The following is a 20,843-nucleotide window of genomic DNA, read 5'->3' on the forward strand; positions in this document are numbered from 1 at the left end:
AAAGTGTTCAGCTTTCGTTCTCTAATAGGGGCTCATACATCATAAGTGCATGATTTTCCGTAATGTATTCATCATCAATTTGTTCATTTTGGGAATTAAATACTTTTCGGTAGATGGTGTTATGTCTAATATAGCCACCCCAATGCTCAAATGTAAATTTTTGATCTTTCTCGTAAACCTCATAAGATGTAATGGGCGGAGTAGATACTCTCCATTCGCCAACTAAATGTGTATCCGTTAAATAGAGTTGTAGTTGATATGGATGGTCTGTATTATTTTGAATCTGTAAATCTAAGAAATTATAAGCACATGTGGCACCACTTCCAAATGGTTGCTTGCGATTGGCATCCGGAAAAACGTCATAACTATGTCGGTGTCGCTCGGTAACTGTTAAAGGTGTGTGCAGGGTTATCCAGTAAATTAGATTGGATAATTGACATAGTCCGCCGCCAACCCCTGGCTTAAAGCTACCATAATATAAAAGCATTCCATCCACATATCCTTTTCTTTTGGTTGGTTTTCCAATTAGTCGCCAGTAAGAGAATGTTTCTCCAGGCTGTAGGATGATTCCATTTAACGGTTTAATGGCAATGTTTAAATTCTGTACTTTGTTTTCTTGGTACCACATTTCAACATCCTTTAACCTACGATAAAGAGGAGTCTGGTGGGTGAAATATACGTAGGGTAATGGTTGTTCGGCTATTTTCCTAGAATAGGTTTTACTAGTAGTTAACCATTCGGTATAGCGTTTTAGTCGATAATATTGAATTCCTAGGAAGCCACGTAGCTTGGAGCGCTTCTTCGGCTTAAGTGCTAAACTTCGAATCCATTCCATGTACCTCTTCCTCCTATAGGACTATAGAATGTTTAATGCTTTCTCTATATCATCCCAAATATCCTCCCAATCCTCTAAGCCCACGGATAATCGTAAAAGAGAATCGGTAATTCCCATCTTGTGACGTGCTTGCTCTGGTACAACGGCATGTGTCATCGAAGCTGGGTGCTGAATCAATGTTTCCGCATCGCCTAAGCTAACTGCAATTTTTACAAATTGTAATGCATTTAATACCTTTTGCGCATCCTTTTTATTTCCTTTAATTTCAAATGATATCAATCCACCGCCTTGCCTCATTTGTTTTTTCGTAATGTAATAGTCTTCGTGCTCCGCATCACCTGGGTAATATACATTCGCAACATTTGGATGGTTTTTAAGTCTTTCTACAATTTTGTTAGCATTAGAGGAATGACGATCCAGTCGTACGGATAACGTTTTTAAGCCTCTTAGCAATAACCAAGCATCAAACGGTGATAAAATGCCACCAATATCCTTTTGAGTTGTGATGGCAACTTGAGATAGAAAATCCTTCTTGCCTACAACTAATCCGGCTACCACATCTCCATGTCCCCCAATGTATTTTGTTGCACTATGAATGACGAGATCGCACCCGTGTTTTAACGGTTGTTGTAAGTAAGGGGAAGAAAAAGTATTATCCACAATAACAGGTATGTTATGCTCTTTTGCAACACGTGCGACTAGCTCTAAATCTATTAATCTCATTGTTGGATTTATAGGTGTTTCCATATAAATGCAAGCCGTTTCGGGTTTGATTAAAGAGCGTATTTCTTTTTCACTTCGCATCTCACTAAAATCGGTTTGAATGTTATACTTTTCTTTCATTAAGGATAAAAGGCCAAATGTACAGCCATAGATTCCTTGAGAGCAGATAATGTGATCATTCATTTTTGTTAATGCGACTAATATTGCGGATACTGCAGCCATACCAGAACTAAATGCAAGCCCTGCTTCTCCACCCTCTAGCTGTGCAATACGTTCTTCTAACACTTTTACAGTAGGATTTCCTAAACGTGAATAAATAAAGCCATCTTCTTCACCAGCAAAGCGCAGCTCCCCAAGTTCTGCAGAGTCAAAAGTAAATGTAGAAGTTTGATATAACGGAGTAGTGAGGCTCCCTAAGTGTTCCTTGGAATCATAACCACCGTGAATGACCATAGTGTCAAATTTTTGTTTCATCGTATCGACCTCCCGTAATTTAAAATATGTCCCTACTAATATCTTATGTTATTTGACACACAAATGAAAGCGCTTTCTAAATGGGGCGCTGCAATACAAACCCAAGCTCCTACAAAAAATATAGTGGAACGAGATCTAAGTAATAAAATATCCAAACGCCAAACATAAGGACGCCCTTATTATTCAAGAAGCTTGGAATAAATAATATCCAATAGAAACAACTGCGATATCCGCTAAGATATGTAAGAGCCAGGAGTTTAAAAAGTTGTTCGATTTTGTATTTAGCCAGTTAAAAATAATACCAACGATAAACAAGCCAACGAGAGCTAATAGAATTAGCCATCTATTAAACCATGTTGCAAAAATAGCAACATGATACACTGCAAACAAGGCAGCAGAAAAAAGATAAGCAAACCACTTGTAATTGGTTTGATAGATATTTAGGAAAATAAATCCACGAAAGTAAAACTCCTCTAGCAATGAATTTCCAAATGTGATGTAAGCTGCAATAAACAGATAAATTTCAGGAGTAATATGTAAGCGAGTCTTTAAATCAGATATGATGTCATCTGTATTTATGTAGTCTTGTAGAAGTAGAAAGGTCGTAATAACAATGACAATTGCGGCAATCCCAAAAAGAAAGCCTAATCGTAATCGTTTCAAGTCCACGTGCTTTACATTTAAGAAATCTAGAATATTCTCTTTTAAAACAAAGCGAATATATGCGATTGGAATAAAAAGAAATACAAAGATTTTGGCTAGAGTTTTTACAAAATACGTGGTTTGTAAAACTTGCTCTATCACAAACATAAGAATACAACTAATAATCGCTAAGCAAACAATGGTTGTTATGTGTTTTTTATTCAAATGAATCACCTAGTATTAATATAAGGTTATTCGAATAAATGTGCAATTACAATTTCTATTGCTGGGCAACCTTGTGTTCATGACGAATAAATCGAATTCAGTAACATATGCAAAGAGAGAAAAGTAAAATCCGAACGAAGGTGTGGATGAAACGGATTCCTTCGTTCGGATTTTTTAAAACCTGTATTTACCCTTTAACTACTCATGTTGTCCTTTGTTTCATCATAATTTCCATAAAACCGCTCCAGCTTGCCATTTGACAGGTAGGCTGTTTCCTGGAAGCACTGGTTTAAGAAGTAGCGGTCGTGGGATACGCAAAGAACGGTGCCGTTAAACTTCTCAATCGCATCCTCCAATACTTCTTGTGAGTCTACGTCTAGATGGTTCGTTGGTTCGTCTAAGATGAGTAGATTGATATTTTGGTGCATAAAGACGGCAAGCTTTAGTCGCATACGCTCTCCACCACTTAATTGACTAATTTTATGAAAAACGGAATAACCATAAAACATGAATCGAGCTAAAATTTCTCGTGCTTGACCTTCTGTGACACGGATATGTTCTCGGAAGTAATCCATTACTTTTGTATTTGCATCCACCTCTTGTAAAGCGTGCTGAGACAAATAACCGATTTGTAGCTGTGTTCCTGTTACGACATTACCAGAAGATGGGGGGATTTCACCCATTATGATTTTTAGTAAGGTAGATTTGCCACTTCCGTTTGGACCTACAATAGCAAGGCGGTCTTTGTATCGTATGTGTAAGTCTAATTCCGATAAGACGAGATGCTCACCAAACGTTTTGGAAACCTGTTCTAATCGTACTACATCTTTACCACTTCGTTTGTCACTAGTAAAAGCTAAATTCATCTTCTTTGGATCCATTATAGGCTTATCGATTTTTTCCATTCTTTCTAGAGCCTTTTCCATACTTCTAGCCCGTTTGTGCAGTCCTTCATTTGGTGGATTCGCTTGGTTAGCCCACTCTTTTAATCGTTTAATTGTTTCTTTCATCTTTTTTATTTTCTTCTCTTGTTCTTGATATGCTTTAAATTCTGCGAGCAATTTTTCTTCCTTTTGCTTTACAAAGGTCGAATAATTGCCAGTATATAAAGTGATTTCTCCGGACTCTAAATCGGCAATTTTGTTGACAACTCGATCTAAAAAGTAACGGTCATGAGAAATAATGCAACAAGCCCCGTGATATTCCTTAATGTATTGCTCCAACCATTCAATCGCATGTAAGTCGAGATGGTTTGTCGGTTCATCTAATAAAAGAACTTCAGGCTCTTCTAATAATACCTTTGCAAGCCCAACCTTTGTCTTTTCTCCTCCACTAAGAGTTGAAAATGAAGAGGTAAGCAAGGGATGTATGGACAATCCATTTGCTACCCTTTCCATTTTGGAATCCATTTCATAGCCCCCTAATCGAGCGAATTGCTCTTGAACCTCTCCATATTGCTGTAAGGCTTTTTCAAAATGGTTTGGGTCTTGCATCTTTTGTTCCAATTGAGACATACGGACCTTTATTTGCGTAAGCTCTTTAAAGCTAGATTGAAGAAATTGTAGAACACTACCTTCAAAGGATGGAATCTGAGCGAGGTAGCCTACTTTCACATCCTTTTTAATAAATAATTGTCCACTATCTAACGATTCTAGCTTTGTTAGTAGCTTAAAAATGGTTGTTTTCCCACTTCCGTTCCGTCCAACTAAGCCAATTCGTTCTTTCTCCTTCATTTCAAACGTAATGTTTTCAAAAATGATATCTCCACCATAAATCTTTTTTGCTTCCTTTAACGTAATTAACATTGATTCTTCCTCCGATTCCATCTTAATAAAAAAGCCTAGGGAAAGATCTACTTACCCTAGGCAAAAATACGCTTAAATATAGAAAGATCCACACTAAAATAGTGTGGATCTATCACGTAATTCTCTTTATTTACCGTAATAAGGATTTAGAGATCCAACACATGTTCATGATTTAGTTGCTAAAAAAGGGCATACGTATCCCGTTAGCAGTAAAATCATGAGTAATCGCACGATAAAAATACAAGCAATTTGTATCAAGAGCGTGCGCACATGTGTTCATCATCTAAATCCCTCCTCATCGTAATTTAGTAATAGTATAGCACATCATCATGGACTTGGAAAGAAAAGGATGCATTACCACTTGGGTGGAATAGGAATTATTTATCTGAAGTTTTTCTTAATTTGGTCTAGGCTTGGGATGTTTTTCCTCACAATTGCATCTACTAGTTTGTTTTCCAATTGTTTGGATACAGGTTTGTTGGCTACCTTCGCAACATTCCTTATTACATTTCGAACTGTTTTTTCATCACTAAAATTAGCGTTTTGAAAGGATTTTACAACTTTCATTATTTCTTCTGTTTTTACCCCTGTTGATTTTTCTATGTTATCTAGCAGGTTTCTATCCATTTCTGTCACTCCTTTCTTAATCGATGACATAACATACTCATAGTCACTGTATTCAATCTGTTTGAGGAGGAGTAGGTTAATGGGAAGATAAGCACTAAAATGATACATTCGTGGAATACTAGAACATATTGCAAATAAACGTAATAAATATGTCTTTATGAAGTGAACATATTTCATAGTTATGGTAGAATATCCTTTAAGTAATAGGTTTTGCATCATGTGTATGTGCATATGAGGTGAACATTTGTGTTCCCTTGAAATATATATAAATCAAAAAAAGGAGTGTTTGGAATGACTAGTAAAAAGCTTGATGCATTTTTGACGGAGAATATCGAGGATTTACAAAGTAAGGGACTGTATAACGAGATTGATCCTGTACAGGGAGCGAATGGTCCAGTTATTACGATTAATGGTCAAGAATTAATCAATTTATCGTCTAACAACTATTTAGGATTAGCGACGGATGAGCGACTAAAGGAAGTTGCAATAGAAGCGGTAAAATCCCATGGTGTTGGTGCAGGGGCTGTTCGGACCATCAATGGAACTTTAGATCTTCATATTGAGTTAGAGAAAAAGCTTGCGGCATTTAAAGGCACAGAGGCTGCAATTGCTTATCAATCTGGCTTTAACTGCAATATGGCAGCTATTTCTGCTGTAATGGATAAAAATGATGCGATTCTTTCCGATGAATTAAATCATGCATCCATTATTGATGGGTGTCGTCTATCTCGCGCAAAAATTATTCGTTTCAATCACTCTGATATGGATGACTTACGTTTGAAAGCTAAGGAAGCAGTCGAGTCTGGCCAATATAATAAAATAATGGTTATTACTGATGGTGTATTCTCTATGGATGGAGATGTTGCAAAGCTACCTGAAATTGTAGAGATTGCTGAAGAATTTGATTTAATTGTTTATGTTGATGATGCACATGGTTCAGGTGTATTAGGTAAAGGCGCTGGAACCGTCAAACACTTTGGATTACAAGATAAAGTAGACATGCAAATGGGAACCTTATCGAAAGCGATTGGGGTTATTGGTGGTTATGTCGCGGGGAAACAGAAGCTTATTGATTGGCTAAAGGTACGTAGCCGACCATTTTTATTCTCCACTGCAGTGACACCGGCTGATGCTGCTGCGAGTGCAAAGGCAATCGACATTTTAACGGAAAGTACAGAACTACAAAATAAAATGTGGGAAAACAGTGAGTACTTGAAAAAAGGATTAAAGGGCCTTGGTTATGATATTGGTAATAGTGAAACACCAATTACCCCGGTTATTATTGGGGAAGAAAAGCTTACACAGCAATTTAGTAAGCGGCTTGTGGAAGAGGGAGTTTATGCGAAATCCATCGTTTTCCCGACTGTGCCTCAAGGGACAGGACGTGTGCGTAACATGCCAACTGCAGCTCATACGAAGGAAATGCTCGATCAAGCAATTGGTATTTATGAAAAAGTAGGAAAAGAGCTAGGGTTAATTAAGTAAACAGAATGAGCTCGTGCGGGAGGGATTGCGATGAAACGAATTTTAGTAACAGGTGCTTTAGGACAAATTGGTTCGGAACTAGTCACAAAGCTTCGGGAAGAGTATGGGGCGAGTAATGTAATCGCTACAGATATTCGTAAAATAGATAGTGAAGTCGTAGAAAGTGGTCCATTTGAATTGCTAGATGTAACCGATGGAAAGTTAATGAGTGAAATTGCGAAAAAATACGAAGTAGATACGATCATGCATCTGGCTGCATTATTATCCGCGAAGGCAGAGAGTAATCCGTTTTTCGCATGGAATTTAAATATGGGTGGACTCGTAAATGCACTAGAAGTGTCTAGAGAGCTAAATACACAGTTTTTTACACCAAGTTCTATTGGTGCTTTTGGACCTTCTACACCAAAGGATCAGACACCGCAAGACACGATTCAACGACCTACTACGATGTATGGAGTGAACAAGGTATCTGGTGAGCTACTTTGTGACTATTATTATCATAAGTTTGGAGTGGATACGAGAGGGGTACGGTTTCCAGGTTTAATCTCATATGTAACACTCCCGGGTGGTGGTACTACCGACTATGCTGTTGAAATTTATTATGAAGCGGTGAAAAGGCAAGCCTATACCTCCTACATTCAAGAAGGTACGTATATGGATATGATGTATATGCCAGATGCTTTGGATGCGATTATTCAACTGATGGAAGCAGACCCGAATAAATTAAAACACCGGAATGCATTTAATGTGACGGCGATGAGCGTTGCGCCAGAACATTTTGAAGAGGAAATTAAGAAGCATATTCCAGCGTTTACGTTATCCTATAATGTGGATCCAATCCGACAAGCGATTGCAGATAGCTGGCCGAATGCTATTGATGCAACAGCAGCAAAAGAAGAGTGGGGCTTTAAACCGAAGTATGATTTATGTAGTATGACGAAGGATATGTTATCGAAATTAAGTTAAGGCAAAAAACACCTTAATTATTCGCTTCTACACGAATAATTAAGGTGTTTTCATTTTATTCTTCGTTTGTTTCTTTTTCTTCTTCTTTATTATCAGTAGCTTTAATGCTTTCGTCTACAGAACGAATCAAAGTTGGAACTTTCCGAGTTAAATAGTCGTTTGTTTTTTGATAAGCGATTTGTTGGATTACTTGATCTCTTACATCTTCTAATGGTACAACGTCACGCGCATCTACTTGAATGATATGGTAACCATAAGCTGTTTTTACTGGTTCGCCAATAACACCAATTTCTTGGTCTAAAACAGCAGCTGCAAAGTTTTGCTCTAATGAACGCACAGCCATATTCTCATATAGACCAGAAGTTTCTTTACTACCTGGGTCTTCATTATATTCATCGGCAAGCTCTTCTAGTGATACACCTTCATCCAATTTTGCTTGAATTTCATCGATGATTTTTTGAGCTTCTTCCTCGGAACGAACCTCTTCTAGACCACCCTCTGCACTAGCAGTGTGTGTGTTTACAAGAATATGACGGAACGTAGCAGTAGTTAGACTACCTTTTGCTTTCTCGTAAAATTGCTCGATCTCTTCGTCGGTTATATCATCATTAAAATAATCTTGAACTAAGTAATAGTTCAGAGCGTATTGTTTCACATCTTCTTCTGAAATGCCTAGTGTTTCGTACCCTTTTTCTCTCGTTTCCTCGTCAAAGGTTTGTACAATTTGCTCCCATAAAATATCTGCTTGCTCTTGAGCCCACGTATTGTCTTTCACCTCTTTGGTTACTACGCGCTGCATAACTAAGAACTGTAGCTCTTGATTCAGATAGCTTTTATCCTCAACAGGAGCATAAGGATTCATGAAAGCAGTAACAGCCACATGATTAGCAAAATCCTCACCGGAGATTGTTCCTCCATCATACTCCGCAATCGTTTCAATATCTACATATGCGCTTTTATCAAATTCGGGAAACTCTATTTGGTTCATTGCTTGTTCTTGTTCTTTCTCTTTATCCTTCTCCTCATCATCTGAGCATGCTGTTAGGATAGTAAAAACAGCAAAAATAGATAATAATAAAGTAAATCTCTTCATCATAGAATCGAACTCCATTCTGTATAAGTTTACAACATTTAGCCTTCGAACCATGTTCATTGGAATGTTATTATTGTAACAAACAAAAACAGTATGGTCGAATTTTGTATTATGATACATTGAAAAAAAGGTGAGTTCAAGTTTTGGTCTACTTAATCAAAGAAAGTGGGGATGAAAAATGAGTGAAAAGAAGCCTTGTCGAGCCTCTTTAGCAATCAAAACAGCACTGGTTTTACCACCAGATACGAATTCACATGGTACGCTATTTGGTGGAAAATTGATGGCATATATGGATGATGTAGCTGCCATTGCTGCCAGTCGCCATTCAAGAAGGGAAATTGTCACAGCTTCAACAGATTCCGTTGACTTTATTAATCCTGTATACAAAGGGAACACCATATGTCTTGAAGCCTTTGTAACCTATACCCATCGAACATCTATGGAGGTCTTTGTTAAAGCAGTTACCGAAAATATAAAGACTAGTGAACGGAATATATGTGCTGCTGCCTTTTTGACAATGGTTGCTTTAGATGAAAAGAATAACCCAACTCTTGTCCCAGAAGTTTATCCAGAAACAGAAGAGGAAAAATGGCTACATAAAGGCGCGATTAAGCGTGCCGAATATCGAAGACAAAGGAGAATTACCTCAAAAGAGATGGTCGAAAAGTTTAGTACGGAACTACCGTGGTTAAGAGGCGATTAGATAGACAAACACCCCTTCCTGCATGGTCGGGGTGTTTGTACTACTTTACAAGAGCATTTTTAAAATGGAATGTAATTGGCTTTTTTTCCGTTGATAGTACAAATAGATCAAGCTGGGCCGTTTGTTCATTGATTGTAATGGGTAACGGATAGGTTTGCCAGTCCTTAGAAAGGGAGAAGGGTTTTGAAGTATGCTCCTGTATAAATTTCCCTCTCGGATCGGTCTCTTCTACTTTTAAATAAACCTGATCATTTGGCTGTCCTCGCAGCTCAACCTGAAAGTGCATTAGATTCGAATCTTTACTAGCTTGTACTGTAAATACAAACCCTTCATTCGCATTTACGCCTTTGGTTTCTACCTGGAAGCTATTATTCGGCAATGGGTCAATCTCTGCTCCAACCCCAAAATAAGGGGGATGTTTTTCGACAGCTTCCACGGCTGAATCTGGAATGAGGAGCATGACGAAAAGTAATATACCTAATAATCGTTTGAACATATTATCCCTACTTCGTTTTTAAAATGGCATCAAGCTTTGTAAAAGTAGCCTGTCCTGCAATGCCATCTTGCTTTAGTTTATATTTTTGTTGAAATTTTACTACTGCTGCCTTTGTCGCTTTATCATAAGAGCCGTGTGCCTTCCCTTTATATACCTTTGCTTTTATGAGTTTATTTTGCAGGTCTTTCACAGCCGTTCCTTTGGAGCCTAGTTTTAAGATTGGATATTTCTTTGTGGCTACTACTGTTGCTGGCTTTTGCTTTAGCTGTGAGGCGTACACCCATCCAGTTGTATTCCCTATTTTGACTTTTAGCCATTCCTTTTTGGTAGAATCGGTATATTGTTGGATAACCTTGACTGTGTCTTTCGTAGTAAGCTTCTTTACTATTTTATTTTTGGTAGATGCGGCACTTCTCATATACGTATTATTTACCTTTGGAATCATGCTTTTGTTTACTAAATTCGTCTTTTGGACAACGGTCGTTTTTGGTGCTGCTGTCGGTTTTTTGATCGTAGATGGAGTTGGTGCTGAAATGGCTCCAGGCGTGCTTGATGGTGGCTTCGTTACAATAGGCTGTTGCTTAACTGGTGCTGCAGGTGTAACGACGACAGGATTTGGAACTGGTAATAAGTTTAACTTTTGTCCCACATAGATTACATCGGATGATAGACTGTTATATTGTTTCAGTTGATCTACAGATAAATGATAATTCGATGCGATTTTCCATAAGGAGTCACCTGATTGCACAACGTGTATTGTAGGCTCAACATCCCCTGTGCTTTCCTTCGGTTGGTATGGATTTGTCGGTGTGACGACTAGTTCGCCACTGTGGGACATCCATGTTCGATAGTGCTGCCATATGGAGGTGCTTTCTTGTCCCAAGCTCCAGCTCCCAGATCCCTTTAGGTTATATTTGTGAATAAGCTGTAGCTTTGCTTTTATGGAATCATGATTTTCAAACCAAATATGATACGTTCCAGGTCCGAATACTTTTCCAGCAATGGTTGTGGTAGGCTGGCCTTCTTTAATGGTTATCGTTGCTTTAGGAGACTGGGATATGTTATCGAAGGTTACGGTCCCACCATACTTCGCTAACAGTTCATCTACACGTTTATTGGAGATGCCATCCCCACCAGATGCAGCACCTTCTTTCCAATACCGACCATAAAATGGAATACCTAATACGATTTTTTCACCTGCTACTCCTTGATTTAATGCGTATTGAATAGAACGCTCCACCCATCCATAGCTTGCCACAGGTCCCTCTGGTCCACCTGTATAGCTTTCGTCATATGCCATAATCATTAAGTAATCTGCGTATTTTCCTAATTCTTTATAGTCATAAGAGCCATGCCATCCCTTTGTCCAGTTGTTGGGGTTCGCTGCGACGGCCACAGATACTTCCTTTTCTTTTGGTATTTTTTCTGTTAATAGCTTAACAAACTCTGTATAGTTACTTCGGTCAATATCTGTTACGTTTTCAATATCTACTTGTACACCATCGAGGTTGTTATCCACAATAAATTTAGCGATTTGGTCTGCTAGCTCTTCACGGTTTGCAAGTGCGGCTCTTCCAAGACTGCGATCCCAGTGGTTACTTAAAAAAGGGACAACTTTTATTCCACGATTGTGCATTTCTTTCACAAAAGTAGGATCGAATTGAGATGTAATTTTTAGGGAGCCGTCTGTATTAAGATCAAAATAGCTAGGGGATACATGATTTATATTCCCGTATGTTTGATCAATTTGGGAAATATAGGTTTTTGTATTACCAAAATATAGATAGGTCATATTAAAGTCCACTTCATGGGCGGATGCTTTTTGTAGGGGAAAACTACCTAATATAATGGACCCCGCTACGACAACGATGGTTGCTAGCTTTAATTTTGGAAGATGTTTTTTAACAAATTGCCGAGCCTTCGAGTTTAGTTCGTTTGGGTTCTTATCCAATGAACCCAATTCGGAAGCAAATTCTGTGTAGTAGGACTCTAATTGTGGCTTAGCATATAAAATAACTTTGAGTTCACCGTTTTCTTCTATCACTTCATATCGATCGAATTGAATAGTAGACACAATTTCACCACCTTACATCTAGTATGTATGGGTAACGGCACCCACTATTCACTTTTAGGCATTAATCATATTTTTTATGAAGTGTATATCGTGACAAAAAATCAAACTTTTCTAAAAAATTAACCGGAATACAAAATAAAGGATAGCAAGATTTTACAATTTGTGAGAAAATAAATAACTAAATTAAGGTAGGTGATATGGTGCGTAATGTGTTTATTGAGGAATTAAAGTCAGAGGAAGAAATTTTAGCTGCTTACCCGGTTGTACATCAGTTAAGAAAGCATTTGAATGAATCGACATATTTATCATTAGTAATGGAAGCGCAGCTCAAGGAAGGATATAAATTATATGCTCTACTTGTAGAGGAGCGTATTGTTGCTGTAATAGGGTTTATGCCGATGATTACATTATATAATGGGCGGTTTGTTTGGGTATGTGATCTAGTAACGGATGAAAAGGAACGGTCGAATGGATATGGGGAAACCTTACTGAAGTATGTGGAAAATTGGGGAATGGAAAATGGATATGATTGCATTTCTTTATCATCTGGGCTGCAAAGACAAGACGCCCATCGCTTCTATGAGGATAAAATGAATTATACTAAAGTAAGCTATGTGTTTAAAAAGGATTTTAAGTAGGTGCATGCATGGAACAACTCTGTATCATACCATCTGGGAAACCAAAAATATGGGACAAGTCTCCGGAAATCGGAGCGGTTAAGGCAAGTGAGGCGTATACCGGAACCTTTCACCGTCTTTGTCAACAATACGCAAAGATGCATTATTCTAATTGGGTGATTTTATCCCCAAAGTACGGATTTTTAAGACCAGACGATCGTATTGAGAAAACCTATGATTTGTCTTTTTCCAATAAAAACGATCCAAATGTAATTAGCATTACCGAGCTCAAGGAGCAAGTCCAAAGCTATAGATTGCACGATGTAAGGGAAGTGGTTATGCTAGGGGGTAAAAAGTTTAAACCTATTGTGGAGATGCTTTTTGGTGATCCCATTAAGCGAACATTTCCATTGCATGGATTAAAAGGGATTGGCTATATGCAGCAACGATTAAGGGATGCTATACATAATAAGGAAATTCTTTGAATACGATAGGAAGGAGGATAGGAGGGGTTCAAAATAGGTATTTTTGATGGTTTAATGGGCAATGCTTCTCAAGTTGATGCGAAAGAAATAGAAAAAGAGTTCCAGGAGCTGCTTGCACAAGGCGAAAGTGTGGACCGAGCCTATAAACTAATACGGGATTTAATTGTGTTTACAAATAAGCGGTTAATTTTCGTGGATAAGCAAGGAGTTACTGGGAAAAAGATGGATTATCATTCCATTCCTTACAGAAGTATTTCACACTTTAGTATTGAAACAGCAGGACATTTTGATTTAGATGCTGAAATGAAGATTTGGATTTCAAGCTCAACCACACCTATTCAAAAAACATTTAATAATAAGCTAAACATCTATGAAGTACAACGAGTATTAGCTTCGTATGTCATGTAATACAACCATTCTTCTTCTCACAGCCTACAAATAAGAGTAGGGGGTGGGATTTTTATTTTTTTGGAAGCATTTTATGTAAAGTGTAATTGGCGTATATAGGTGTATGTTTTCCCTTCCTCGGTTAAAAATATCCGTAAAGGAGGGATAACATGACAAAAAGAAAGACGGCTTATAAATCAGCGAATCAAAACAACAAACCCCCTACAGAGTCGATGCCTGATATGGAGTTCGCTGCTGAGTATACAGATGAAAATGTAATGAAGGGCTTTAATCGGAATTCGAAAAAGGGTCGACAAGGCACAGGTGCTAGAGGAAAAGAATAAAAAGAAAGGCTGATTTCATCGGAATCAGCCTTTCTTATTCGGAAATAAAGTGGATGAGTCTGCTACCCATTCCTCCATCTTTTGAACAATTTTGTCTAAAGGAATTGGCTTACTTAAGTAGTAACCTTGTATTTCATTACAATCCATTTTGGAAAGCAATTCTACATGCTGCCACTTTTCGACACCCTCGGCGGTCACTTCTAAATCTAAGTTTCTTGCAAGCTTAATGATCATTTGCACAATCTGTTGATCTTTTTGAAGGAAATCCATATTCATAATAAAGGATTTATCAATTTTTATTTTTTGAACAGAAAGCTCCTTTAAGTAATTTAAAGAAGAATAACTAGTACCAAAATCATCGAGCACAATATGGAATCCAGCTTTCGCTAATTGCTCAAATTGCTTTTGTGCAGCGGATAAGTTTAATAAGTCACTTTCCGTAATTTCAATTTCAATTTTTGCTGGATCAACCTGATATTCATTTACTATTCTCTTAATATCATAAACAAAGTTGGCATCATTTAATTGGACAGGTGAGACGTTAATACTCGCCTTAAGATTTGGATTAATACAATGGAACCTCTTTATATCTTTACATACTTGTTCAAACACCCACTTACCAATTACCTTAATCGACTGATTTTTTTCAGAAACTGGAATGAAATCATTCGGTGGGATTAGACCAAATGTAGGGTGATTCCATCTTAATAATGCCTCGACATTTAAACTATTTCGATTAATATCTAGCTTCGGCTGATAATACACTTCAAATTCTTGCTTAGACAAAGCATATGGTAGGTCTCTCTCAATAGTATATTTACGACCATCATCAGACCAATACGTATCATATGGCAACACGATTTGCTTATCAACTTTCCCTTTTGCACGCAGCATGGATTCAAATGCATTCGTCATGGCGTGTTGGATATTAAGAGTTTCGGAATGAATAATGGAAACACCAATTGCCGGGTTAACCGTAAGCTCATAATCGTCATTTTTATACGGATAGATTAAGGATTCATACATTTGATTTGCCAAGTCTTTACATTCATTTACATTATTTACACGGATGGCTAAAACAAATTCGTTTCCAGAAATCCGACTAATCATATCTTCACTTTTTAAAATACGTTGTAAGCGATTTGCGATTTCCTTTAAAAGGGTAGCTTCTGTGTTTTGATTCGTGTATTGAACGAAAGACAATTGGGTTATGGAAATATAAAACAAACTCCAAATAGACCCTTCATATTCCTTTAAATGTAACGTTTCATTTAAGGTCCGCGTGAAATTCTCGGCAAAGGGAAGTCCTGTGATGGGATCCTTTGCGCGGTTTTTCTCTAAATGGACAACATTCGTGACATCACGAGTAAGTCCAATTACATAGGATTCTCCATTATGCTTAAATGGAATGAGTACCGACTCGCCATACTTTTCTGCTTCTGAAGTATTCATTCGATCGCGAAAAGTAATAGGCCCATTTGATTTTACTGCTTCAGAATAATGGTTATTTAAATGTTCAGCCATGTGATGGTTAAACAGTTCCGAAATGGTTTTCCCAATATCATCATCTTGCATTGATGCTAGCTTTTTGGCGCTTTCGCTTACTTTAATATATTGAAAATCGTTCGGTGGAATATACTTCATAATAAAGATGATGTCGAATAACGTTGTGAAAATATCGAACATGTCGTCTTCGCTAAAAGTTATTTTCTTTGTCTGTGGGTTATTGTTCATAATTGTTTGATCACCTTAAGAATAAATATGGTTTTTTGACAAAATGTGATACTTTTTGACAATCATAGTACCATTATACACGAAAATTAGGAATAGTTCTTTTTATTCAAGTTATTTTACGAAGGGAAATTATAGGTAAAGACGAGGGCAGCTTTTGAGTAGATGACCATTCGCTTAGGGCCGAAATCTTAGATAAAAACCAAAAAAACTATAAAAAGGCATCCGTATCCATGATGTACGATTTCAAACTAACATAATACAAGCCGAAAAGGAGAAATACGCTTCCTGTTTCGGCTTTTAAAATAATGTTCGCTCTTTAACTAGTTACATACATTAGTAGCGTTTTATTTCATGAACAGCTCCCTAAAACACCATGCATTGCGACTTCCTCCCTAAAGGATAACGAAGTGTATGCGGGATGCCATAGGATATCAAATCATTCTTTCGTATTTGCTAGTTGCGTTCTTAGCCTGCTTAGCTCTTCTTCCATTCTAGCTAAAGTTTGTTCAAGCTTGGAGACATTGCCCCCAACAGACTCTAGTTTATCTAAGTCCCCTTGTATGCGCATATAATCCATTTTTAATTGTTGAATTTCTTCTTCTATTTCTTTGCGGGTCATTTTCTACACTCCAATAGCTTTTACTACTATCATATAAAACTTAAGCGTTCTTGAAAAGTTTCACAATAAAAAAGCCAATCCTCTACTATAGAAGATTGGCTCTCGTAAACGTTAAACATACTTATCCAAATATGTCATCTAAATCGTTAAACATGTCATCATAAGATGGTGTTGGAGCACCAGAATACATTCCACCAATTAAATCGTTCACTAATAGAACAAGTGCAACAACGATAAAGATTACATAAATATAATCTAGACTTGCTGCAGAATCCTTTAGGTTATGATAAAGAATTAATGCAGGAACAATTAGCATCACACCAGTATCTCCGATGGTATGACCGATATAAGCTAATGTATGTACATCTAGAAGATCGAAAATATCTCCAACCAAGTAAACGGCAATAAATGGAATCAAGTATGATCCAAATTGAGCAATTACAGATTGGATGCTAGTATCTGATTTTAATAGTGTTAGAGCACCAAAAATCAGGACTGGTATAACAGCTAGTAAAATCAGCTGAGCTAGAAGTGGCATCACGAAGTAATCTAAAAAAGAAACCTTCATACCACTGTAGTCTTTTAGACAATTGAAGTAGTAGAATAATGCATAAAGTATTACATAAATACCAACTGAGATGATTCCAGATATGAAGTCTTTGTCGGTTGCTAGTTTTGCGCTAGACGGTTGTTTGAAAATTTGTAGTAAATATCCACCATAATGTTGACTGGTAGCTTTCAGCTTTTCTACCGTTTCATTTGGTGCTTTTGGAGCTTGATCTTGAAGCGTGCTGGATTCTACAGTAGAGGCACTTTCTTGATCAAGAGGTGTTCCGCAATTTGAGCAGAACTTCTCGTTCTCTCCCTTCGTGCCACAATTCGGGCATGTTACCATGTAAAACACTTCCTTTCCTTTAATCCTTTTTTCATCATATGTTCTACCGAATCGAATAGAACATAGAACGTTTGGGTAGAAAAATATGTTCATCCCCATATTCGACAAATCTATCGGGAATACCTTTTCCTACCATTGAGAAATATTTTACCATGTTTGGTGGATAATTTCCTAATTATTTCGTCATGGTAGTTTATACCTATTTAAGGAGCTGCTAGTGTAAAAAAGTGGTGAATTCGATGAAAGGTTATGGCGTTTTTCGTGGGAAATATACGTCCATGTAGGCACTTAATGTCACAAAAGATAGCGTGATGTTTATATAAAAGGGGGACTATTGTGCTGAATTCCGAATTTTCCATACAGATATTGGTAGGGAAAGTCAAATAGCAAATTTAAAGAATAATTGAATATTTGTGAGTATTTCCAGTTATATTTAAAGAATCCACATAATAAATATAATTAAACCTTTTATATATCAATTTAAACAAGTAAATCATAGAATAGGAAATTTGAGTAGATTGATGTATTCACCTATCATTTAATTGTGTGAACGTTTTCTGGTACATTTGTTCCTTGATGAAAAGAGGGGGAATTAAAGGCATTGAAACTTTTTAGATTTATTGACAAGTTAATTATGAGATTAGAGGAATTTATTTTGAGTTTCTCTGTTATTGTCATTTCGGTCGTGATTATCGCGAACATCATAGCGAGAGAAATTTTTAATTCAAGTTTTTTCTATTGGAATTTAGAGGTTAGTAAGTTTGCTATTGTAATCGCCACATTTATGGGGATCGGTTACGCGGCTAGAAAAGGGCGACATATTAGTATGTCAGCATTCTATGATTTTGCTCCGTTTAAGGGTAGAAAGGTTCTATCCATACTCATTCATGGAATAACTGCAATACTCCTACTAGGACTAGCATATCTTTCTTTTGAATATGTTCAGTCAGAATATGAAAAAGGCACCGTTACCCCTGCCTTACAAATACCGCAATATCTAATGGTCATGTTTATCCCACTTGGATTTTTATTAGGAGGAATTCAGTTCCTTCGTAATATGTGGATCAATATCAGAGTGAAAGACAAAGTTTATCTTGGCATTGATGCAGAAGATTACAATGACAAAGATAAAACGGAAATTGATATTGAAGAGCACATCGGTGTTTAACGAAATTAAATAAAGAAAGGAATCTATTATGGTATTCACATTATTAGCCATTATGGTTGTTTTGCTATTGCTGAACTTCCCTATGATGATTCCGTTACTTGTGGCGCCATTAGTTGTAGCATTTATCTTTTTCCCAAATCTACGACCAGAGTTATTAATGGACCAATTGCTAACAGGTATTGAGTCCCCTGTCCTTTTAGCTGTCCCACTATTTATCTTTGCGGCAGATATTATGACTTCAGGGAAAACTTCCAATAAACTGTTAGATTTTATCGGATCATTTGTAGGGCATATACGAGGTGGATATGCTGTAACAACATCTGCAGCATGTACGTTATTCGGTGCAATATCTGGTTCTACGCAAGCAACGGTTGTTGCAATTGGAAGACCAATGCGTGAACGCCTGTTAAAAGTAGGGTATTCAGATCCTGCTGCACTCGCGCTAATTATTAACGCCAGTGATGTTGCGTTATTAATTCCGCCAAGCATTGGTATGATCATTTATGCTCTTGCTGCGGGAAGTGTTTCTGTTGGTGATTTATTTATTGCTGGTATTATACCGGGTATTATAGTGTTTTTAAGCTTTGCAATCTACAGTTATTTCTATGCGAAGATAAAAAAGATACCTTTAGCAGATAAAGTACCATGGAAGGATAGATTAGTATTTTTAAGGAAGGCAATCTTACCTCTAGGCTTCCCTATCATTATTGTTGGAGGAATTTACGCAGGTATTTTTACACCAACTGAAGCAGCAGCGATATCGGTACTTTATGCATTTCTCTTAGAAGTAGTAATCTATCGTTCGATTCACATTAAAGAGATGCCTAAAATTGCTTTATCTACAGGTCTTGTTACATCAGCTGTATTTATTTTAGTTGCTGGTGGGCAAGTGTTTACATGGGTTCTTGGATATGCAAGAATTCCGCAACAAATAACGGAAGCAGTTTTAGGTACAGATCCAAGCGCATTATATGTACTAGTTATGGTTAGTATTTTCTTCTTTATTGGATGTATGTTTGTGGATCCGATTGTTGTCATTCTAGTATTGACACCAATTTTTGTGCCGGCAGCGGAGGCAGCGGGTGTTGATTTAATCCATTTAGGTGTAATCATAACATTCCAGGCTGCATTAGGCTCGGCAACGCCACCATTTGGGGTGGACATCTTTACAGCCAGTGCGGTGTTTAATAAATCGTATTTGGATGTTATTCGGGGTACACCGCCGTTCATTATTATGTTAGTACTAATTGGCATTTTGTTAGTTGTGTTCCCGCAGTTATCCTTAATGCTTTTACCAGGATAAGTAGATTCCTACAAATGACTTGTAGGAATCCTTATATAAAATTCAAACAATACTTAGGGGGTTTTATTATCTTTAACAAGAAGCATATTCTTGGGTTGGTAATGTTGTTAACGTTAGGTTTATTTTTAGCAGCATGTGCAGGAGATGAGGAAGCAGGCTCCGATTCTGGAGATTCTGATAATGGATTTGAACAAGCAACATGGCGCTTTATTACAGAAGAAGTTAAAGGACAAGTACAATATGTGTACGCAGAGGAATTTGCAAAGCGTATTAGTGAAAAAACAGATGGGAAAATAACCGTTGAGCCATATGAGTATGGTGGCTTAGGTAGTGAAACAGACCAGGTTTCAGCGCTTCAAGATGGAGCTGTTGAGATGGCGATTATGTCTCCAGGATTTACTGGTAACATGGTAATGGAAGGGCAAATCTTTGCATTGCATTTCCTATTCCCGGAAAGCGTGGAAAAAACACAAGAAATTTTAAATACAAGTGAAGCATTAAATGTTGATTTAGTAGAGAAGTATGAAGAACATGGTATTACACCTCTTGCATTTTGGACTGAGGGTGCGACAGCGTGGTCAAGTAACGATGGACTTCGAGAACCAGCAGACTTTGAAGGCTTTAACATGCGTATTCAAGAGTCACCTCTAATGCAAGAATCCTACAAAGCGTACGGAGCTAGTCCGCAAGCATTGAGCTGGAGTGAACTATATACTGCACTTGACCGTGGTACGGTGGATGGGCAAGAAAACCCTGTATTCTTTATTTATGATGCAGCCTTCCACGAAGTACAGGATACAGTAACGCTTTCAAATCATAACAACTATGTAGCAATGACTACCGTTAATACAGATTGGTATAATTCACAGCCAGAAAATGTGCAAACGTTAATTAGTGAAACAGTAGATGAAATGCAAGATTGGATTTATGAAGAACAAGACCGTCAGAATTCAGAGTACTTAGAGAAAATGAGAAATGACAGTGAAAATCCAACAGAAATCATCGAACTTACAGAGGAGCAACGTGAAGCATTTAAAGAGCTTGCACTTCCAATACGAGATTACTATAGAGAAAATATCTCTACAGTAGATGGTGCCATTTTAGATAAGCTTGAAGAAGAAATTGCAGCTGCAACAGAATAAT

Annotated in this window: 21 protein-coding genes and 1 pseudogene; 10 read left to right on the forward strand and 12 right to left on the reverse strand. The window is 37.3% G+C overall.

From position 1 onward, the window contains the following. Nucleotides 1–7: 7 nt before the first annotated feature. From C1A05_RS01220 to C1A05_RS01240, 6 genes and pseudogenes are all read right to left on the reverse strand, one after another. Nucleotides 8–826 carry a VanW family protein gene (locus tag C1A05_RS01220; protein ID WP_102026704.1) on the reverse strand — a complete coding sequence of 273 codons (819 nt, stop codon included), beginning with the start codon at nt 824–826 and terminating at the stop codon, nt 8–10. A 30-nt stretch (nt 827–856) separates the two neighbouring features. Then, nucleotides 857–2,032: a methionine gamma-lyase gene (megL, locus tag C1A05_RS01225; protein ID WP_102026350.1), complete on the reverse strand. Its 1,176-nt coding sequence runs from the start codon at nt 2,030–2,032 to the stop codon at nt 857–859. 183 nt (nt 2,033–2,215) lie between these two features. After that, a complete protein-coding gene (locus C1A05_RS01230) occupies nt 2,216–2,899 on the reverse strand; it encodes a CPBP family intramembrane glutamic endopeptidase (protein WP_200816456.1) in 684 nt (227 codons plus the stop codon). A 224-nt stretch (nt 2,900–3,123) separates the two neighbouring features. Continuing rightward, a pseudogene (abc-f, locus tag C1A05_RS01235) lies at nt 3,124–4,704 on the reverse strand (ribosomal protection-like ABC-F family protein); the annotation flags it as partial. Nucleotides 4,705–4,876: 172 nt separating this feature from the next. Beyond that, nucleotides 4,877–4,987, reverse strand: coding sequence for an RAxF-45 family protein (locus C1A05_RS18470; protein WP_304528539.1), 111 nt, complete (start codon nt 4,985–4,987; stop codon nt 4,877–4,879). A 98-nt stretch (nt 4,988–5,085) separates the two neighbouring features. Continuing rightward, nucleotides 5,086–5,331, reverse strand: a complete 246-nt coding sequence (locus C1A05_RS01240) for a stage VI sporulation protein F (RefSeq protein ID WP_102026352.1) — start codon at nt 5,329–5,331, stop codon at nt 5,086–5,088. Between the two features lie 291 nt (nt 5,332–5,622). On the opposite strand from C1A05_RS01240, the gene C1A05_RS01245 reads away from it, so the two are divergent. Both C1A05_RS01245 and C1A05_RS01250 read left to right on the forward strand, forming a co-directional pair. Next, a complete protein-coding gene (locus tag C1A05_RS01245) occupies nt 5,623–6,816 on the forward strand; it encodes a glycine C-acetyltransferase (RefSeq protein WP_102026353.1) in 1,194 nt (397 codons plus the stop codon). Nucleotides 6,817–6,846: 30 nt separating this feature from the next. Continuing rightward, nucleotides 6,847–7,782, forward strand: a complete 936-nt coding sequence (locus tag C1A05_RS01250) for an L-threonine 3-dehydrogenase (RefSeq protein ID WP_102026354.1) — start codon at nt 6,847–6,849, stop codon at nt 7,780–7,782. Nucleotides 7,783–7,837: 55 nt separating this feature from the next. Here C1A05_RS01250 and C1A05_RS01255 read toward each other — a convergent pair whose 3' ends face one another. After that, nucleotides 7,838–8,878 carry a peptidylprolyl isomerase gene (locus C1A05_RS01255; protein WP_159461955.1) on the reverse strand — a complete coding sequence of 347 codons (1,041 nt, stop codon included), beginning with the start codon at nt 8,876–8,878 and terminating at the stop codon, nt 7,838–7,840. A 175-nt stretch (nt 8,879–9,053) separates the two neighbouring features. On the opposite strand from C1A05_RS01255, the gene C1A05_RS01260 reads away from it, so the two are divergent. Beyond that, nucleotides 9,054–9,578 carry an acyl-CoA thioesterase gene (locus tag C1A05_RS01260; RefSeq protein WP_102026356.1) on the forward strand — a complete coding sequence of 175 codons (525 nt, stop codon included), beginning with the start codon at nt 9,054–9,056 and terminating at the stop codon, nt 9,576–9,578. Nucleotides 9,579–9,618: 40 nt separating this feature from the next. Here C1A05_RS01260 and C1A05_RS01265 read toward each other — a convergent pair whose 3' ends face one another. Together C1A05_RS01265 and C1A05_RS18475 are read right to left on the reverse strand one after the other, a co-directional pair. Beyond that, nucleotides 9,619–10,074 (reverse strand): hypothetical protein, encoded by a 456-nt coding sequence (locus tag C1A05_RS01265; protein ID WP_102026357.1) that lies wholly within the window; start codon nt 10,072–10,074, stop codon nt 9,619–9,621. A gap of 7 nt (nt 10,075–10,081) precedes the next feature. After that, entirely contained in the window at nt 10,082–12,148 is a 2,067-nt protein-coding gene (locus tag C1A05_RS18475) for a glycosyl hydrolase family 18 protein (RefSeq protein ID WP_102026358.1), read from the reverse strand. A gap of 197 nt (nt 12,149–12,345) precedes the next feature. Here C1A05_RS18475 and C1A05_RS01275 point away from each other — a divergent pair, with 197 nt between their 5' ends. The 4 genes from C1A05_RS01275 to C1A05_RS18140 all read left to right on the forward strand — a co-directional run bounded on the left by C1A05_RS01275 (nt 12,346) and on the right by C1A05_RS18140 (nt 13,981). Further along, complete coding sequence (locus C1A05_RS01275) at nt 12,346–12,786, forward strand: GNAT family N-acetyltransferase (protein ID WP_102026359.1); 441 nt, start codon at nt 12,346–12,348, stop codon at nt 12,784–12,786. Between the two features lie 8 nt (nt 12,787–12,794). Further along, a complete protein-coding gene (locus C1A05_RS01280) occupies nt 12,795–13,250 on the forward strand; it encodes a DUF6884 domain-containing protein (protein ID WP_102026360.1) in 456 nt (151 codons plus the stop codon). 33 nt (nt 13,251–13,283) lie between these two features. Beyond that, on the forward strand, nt 13,284–13,658 hold the full coding sequence (locus C1A05_RS01285; RefSeq protein WP_102026361.1) for a PH domain-containing protein: 375 nt from the start codon (nt 13,284–13,286) through the stop codon (nt 13,656–13,658). Between the two features lie 149 nt (nt 13,659–13,807). Next, entirely contained in the window at nt 13,808–13,981 is a 174-nt protein-coding gene (locus tag C1A05_RS18140) for a hypothetical protein (RefSeq protein ID WP_200816457.1), read from the forward strand. Nucleotides 13,982–14,005: 24 nt separating this feature from the next. On the opposite strand, the gene C1A05_RS01290 is transcribed toward C1A05_RS18140, so the two are convergent. The 3 genes from C1A05_RS01290 to C1A05_RS01300 form a co-directional block, all read right to left on the reverse strand. Next, entirely contained in the window at nt 14,006–15,715 is a 1,710-nt protein-coding gene (locus C1A05_RS01290) for a GGDEF domain-containing phosphodiesterase (RefSeq protein ID WP_102026362.1), read from the reverse strand. Between the two features lie 436 nt (nt 15,716–16,151). Continuing rightward, complete coding sequence (locus C1A05_RS01295; protein WP_102026363.1) at nt 16,152–16,334, reverse strand: SE1832 family protein; 183 nt, start codon at nt 16,332–16,334, stop codon at nt 16,152–16,154. Nucleotides 16,335–16,455: 121 nt separating this feature from the next. After that, a complete protein-coding gene (locus C1A05_RS01300; RefSeq protein WP_102026364.1) occupies nt 16,456–17,229 on the reverse strand; it encodes a zinc ribbon domain-containing protein in 774 nt (257 codons plus the stop codon). Nucleotides 17,230–17,830: 601 nt separating this feature from the next. Here C1A05_RS01300 and C1A05_RS01305 point away from each other — a divergent pair. The 3 genes from C1A05_RS01305 to C1A05_RS01315 all read left to right on the forward strand — a co-directional run bounded on the left by C1A05_RS01305 (nt 17,831) and on the right by C1A05_RS01315 (nt 20,842). Beyond that, entirely contained in the window at nt 17,831–18,397 is a 567-nt protein-coding gene (locus C1A05_RS01305) for a TRAP transporter small permease (RefSeq protein WP_102026365.1), read from the forward strand. A gap of 28 nt (nt 18,398–18,425) precedes the next feature. Further along, complete coding sequence (locus tag C1A05_RS01310; protein WP_102026366.1) at nt 18,426–19,700, forward strand: TRAP transporter large permease; 1,275 nt, start codon at nt 18,426–18,428, stop codon at nt 19,698–19,700. A gap of 101 nt (nt 19,701–19,801) precedes the next feature. After that, nucleotides 19,802–20,842 (forward strand): DctP family TRAP transporter solute-binding subunit, encoded by a 1,041-nt coding sequence (locus C1A05_RS01315; protein ID WP_102026706.1) that lies wholly within the window; start codon nt 19,802–19,804, stop codon nt 20,840–20,842. Nucleotide 20,843 lies beyond the last annotated feature (1 nt).

This window comes from Salirhabdus sp. Marseille-P4669, from assembly GCF_900240405.1.
Taxonomy (GTDB): domain Bacteria; phylum Bacillota; class Bacilli; order Bacillales; family Alkalibacillaceae; genus OEQK01.

Coding starts and splice junctions, on each gene's coding strand:
- C1A05_RS01300 (WP_102026364.1), bottom strand. CDS start 17,229: ATGGTAACATGCCCGAATTGTGGCACGAAGGGAGAGAACGAGAAGTTC.
- C1A05_RS18470 (WP_304528539.1), bottom strand. CDS start 4,987: ATGATGAACACATGTGCGCACGCTCTTGATACAAATTGCTTGTATTTT.
- C1A05_RS01260 (WP_102026356.1), top strand. CDS start 9,054: ATGAGTGAAAAGAAGCCTTGTCGAGCCTCTTTAGCAATCAAAACAGCA.
- C1A05_RS18140 (WP_200816457.1), top strand. CDS start 13,808: ATGACAAAAAGAAAGACGGCTTATAAATCAGCGAATCAAAACAACAAA.
- megL (WP_102026350.1), bottom strand. CDS start 2,032: ATGAAACAAAAATTTGACACTATGGTCATTCACGGTGGTTATGATTCC.
- C1A05_RS01295 (WP_102026363.1), bottom strand. CDS start 16,334: ATGACCCGCAAAGAAATAGAAGAAGAAATTCAACAATTAAAAATGGAT.
- C1A05_RS01310 (WP_102026366.1), top strand. CDS start 18,426: ATGGTATTCACATTATTAGCCATTATGGTTGTTTTGCTATTGCTGAAC.
- C1A05_RS01265 (WP_102026357.1), bottom strand. CDS start 10,074: ATGTTCAAACGATTATTAGGTATATTACTTTTCGTCATGCTCCTCATT.
- C1A05_RS01290 (WP_102026362.1), bottom strand. CDS start 15,715: ATGAACAATAACCCACAGACAAAGAAAATAACTTTTAGCGAAGACGAC.
- C1A05_RS01240 (WP_102026352.1), bottom strand. CDS start 5,331: ATGGATAGAAACCTGCTAGATAACATAGAAAAATCAACAGGGGTAAAA.
- C1A05_RS01250 (WP_102026354.1), top strand. CDS start 6,847: ATGAAACGAATTTTAGTAACAGGTGCTTTAGGACAAATTGGTTCGGAA.
- C1A05_RS01315 (WP_102026706.1), top strand. CDS start 19,802: ATGTTGTTAACGTTAGGTTTATTTTTAGCAGCATGTGCAGGAGATGAG.
- C1A05_RS01275 (WP_102026359.1), top strand. CDS start 12,346: ATGGTGCGTAATGTGTTTATTGAGGAATTAAAGTCAGAGGAAGAAATT.
- C1A05_RS01255 (WP_159461955.1), bottom strand. CDS start 8,878: ATGATGAAGAGATTTACTTTATTATTATCTATTTTTGCTGTTTTTACT.
- C1A05_RS01245 (WP_102026353.1), top strand. CDS start 5,623: ATGACTAGTAAAAAGCTTGATGCATTTTTGACGGAGAATATCGAGGAT.
- C1A05_RS01280 (WP_102026360.1), top strand. CDS start 12,795: ATGGAACAACTCTGTATCATACCATCTGGGAAACCAAAAATATGGGAC.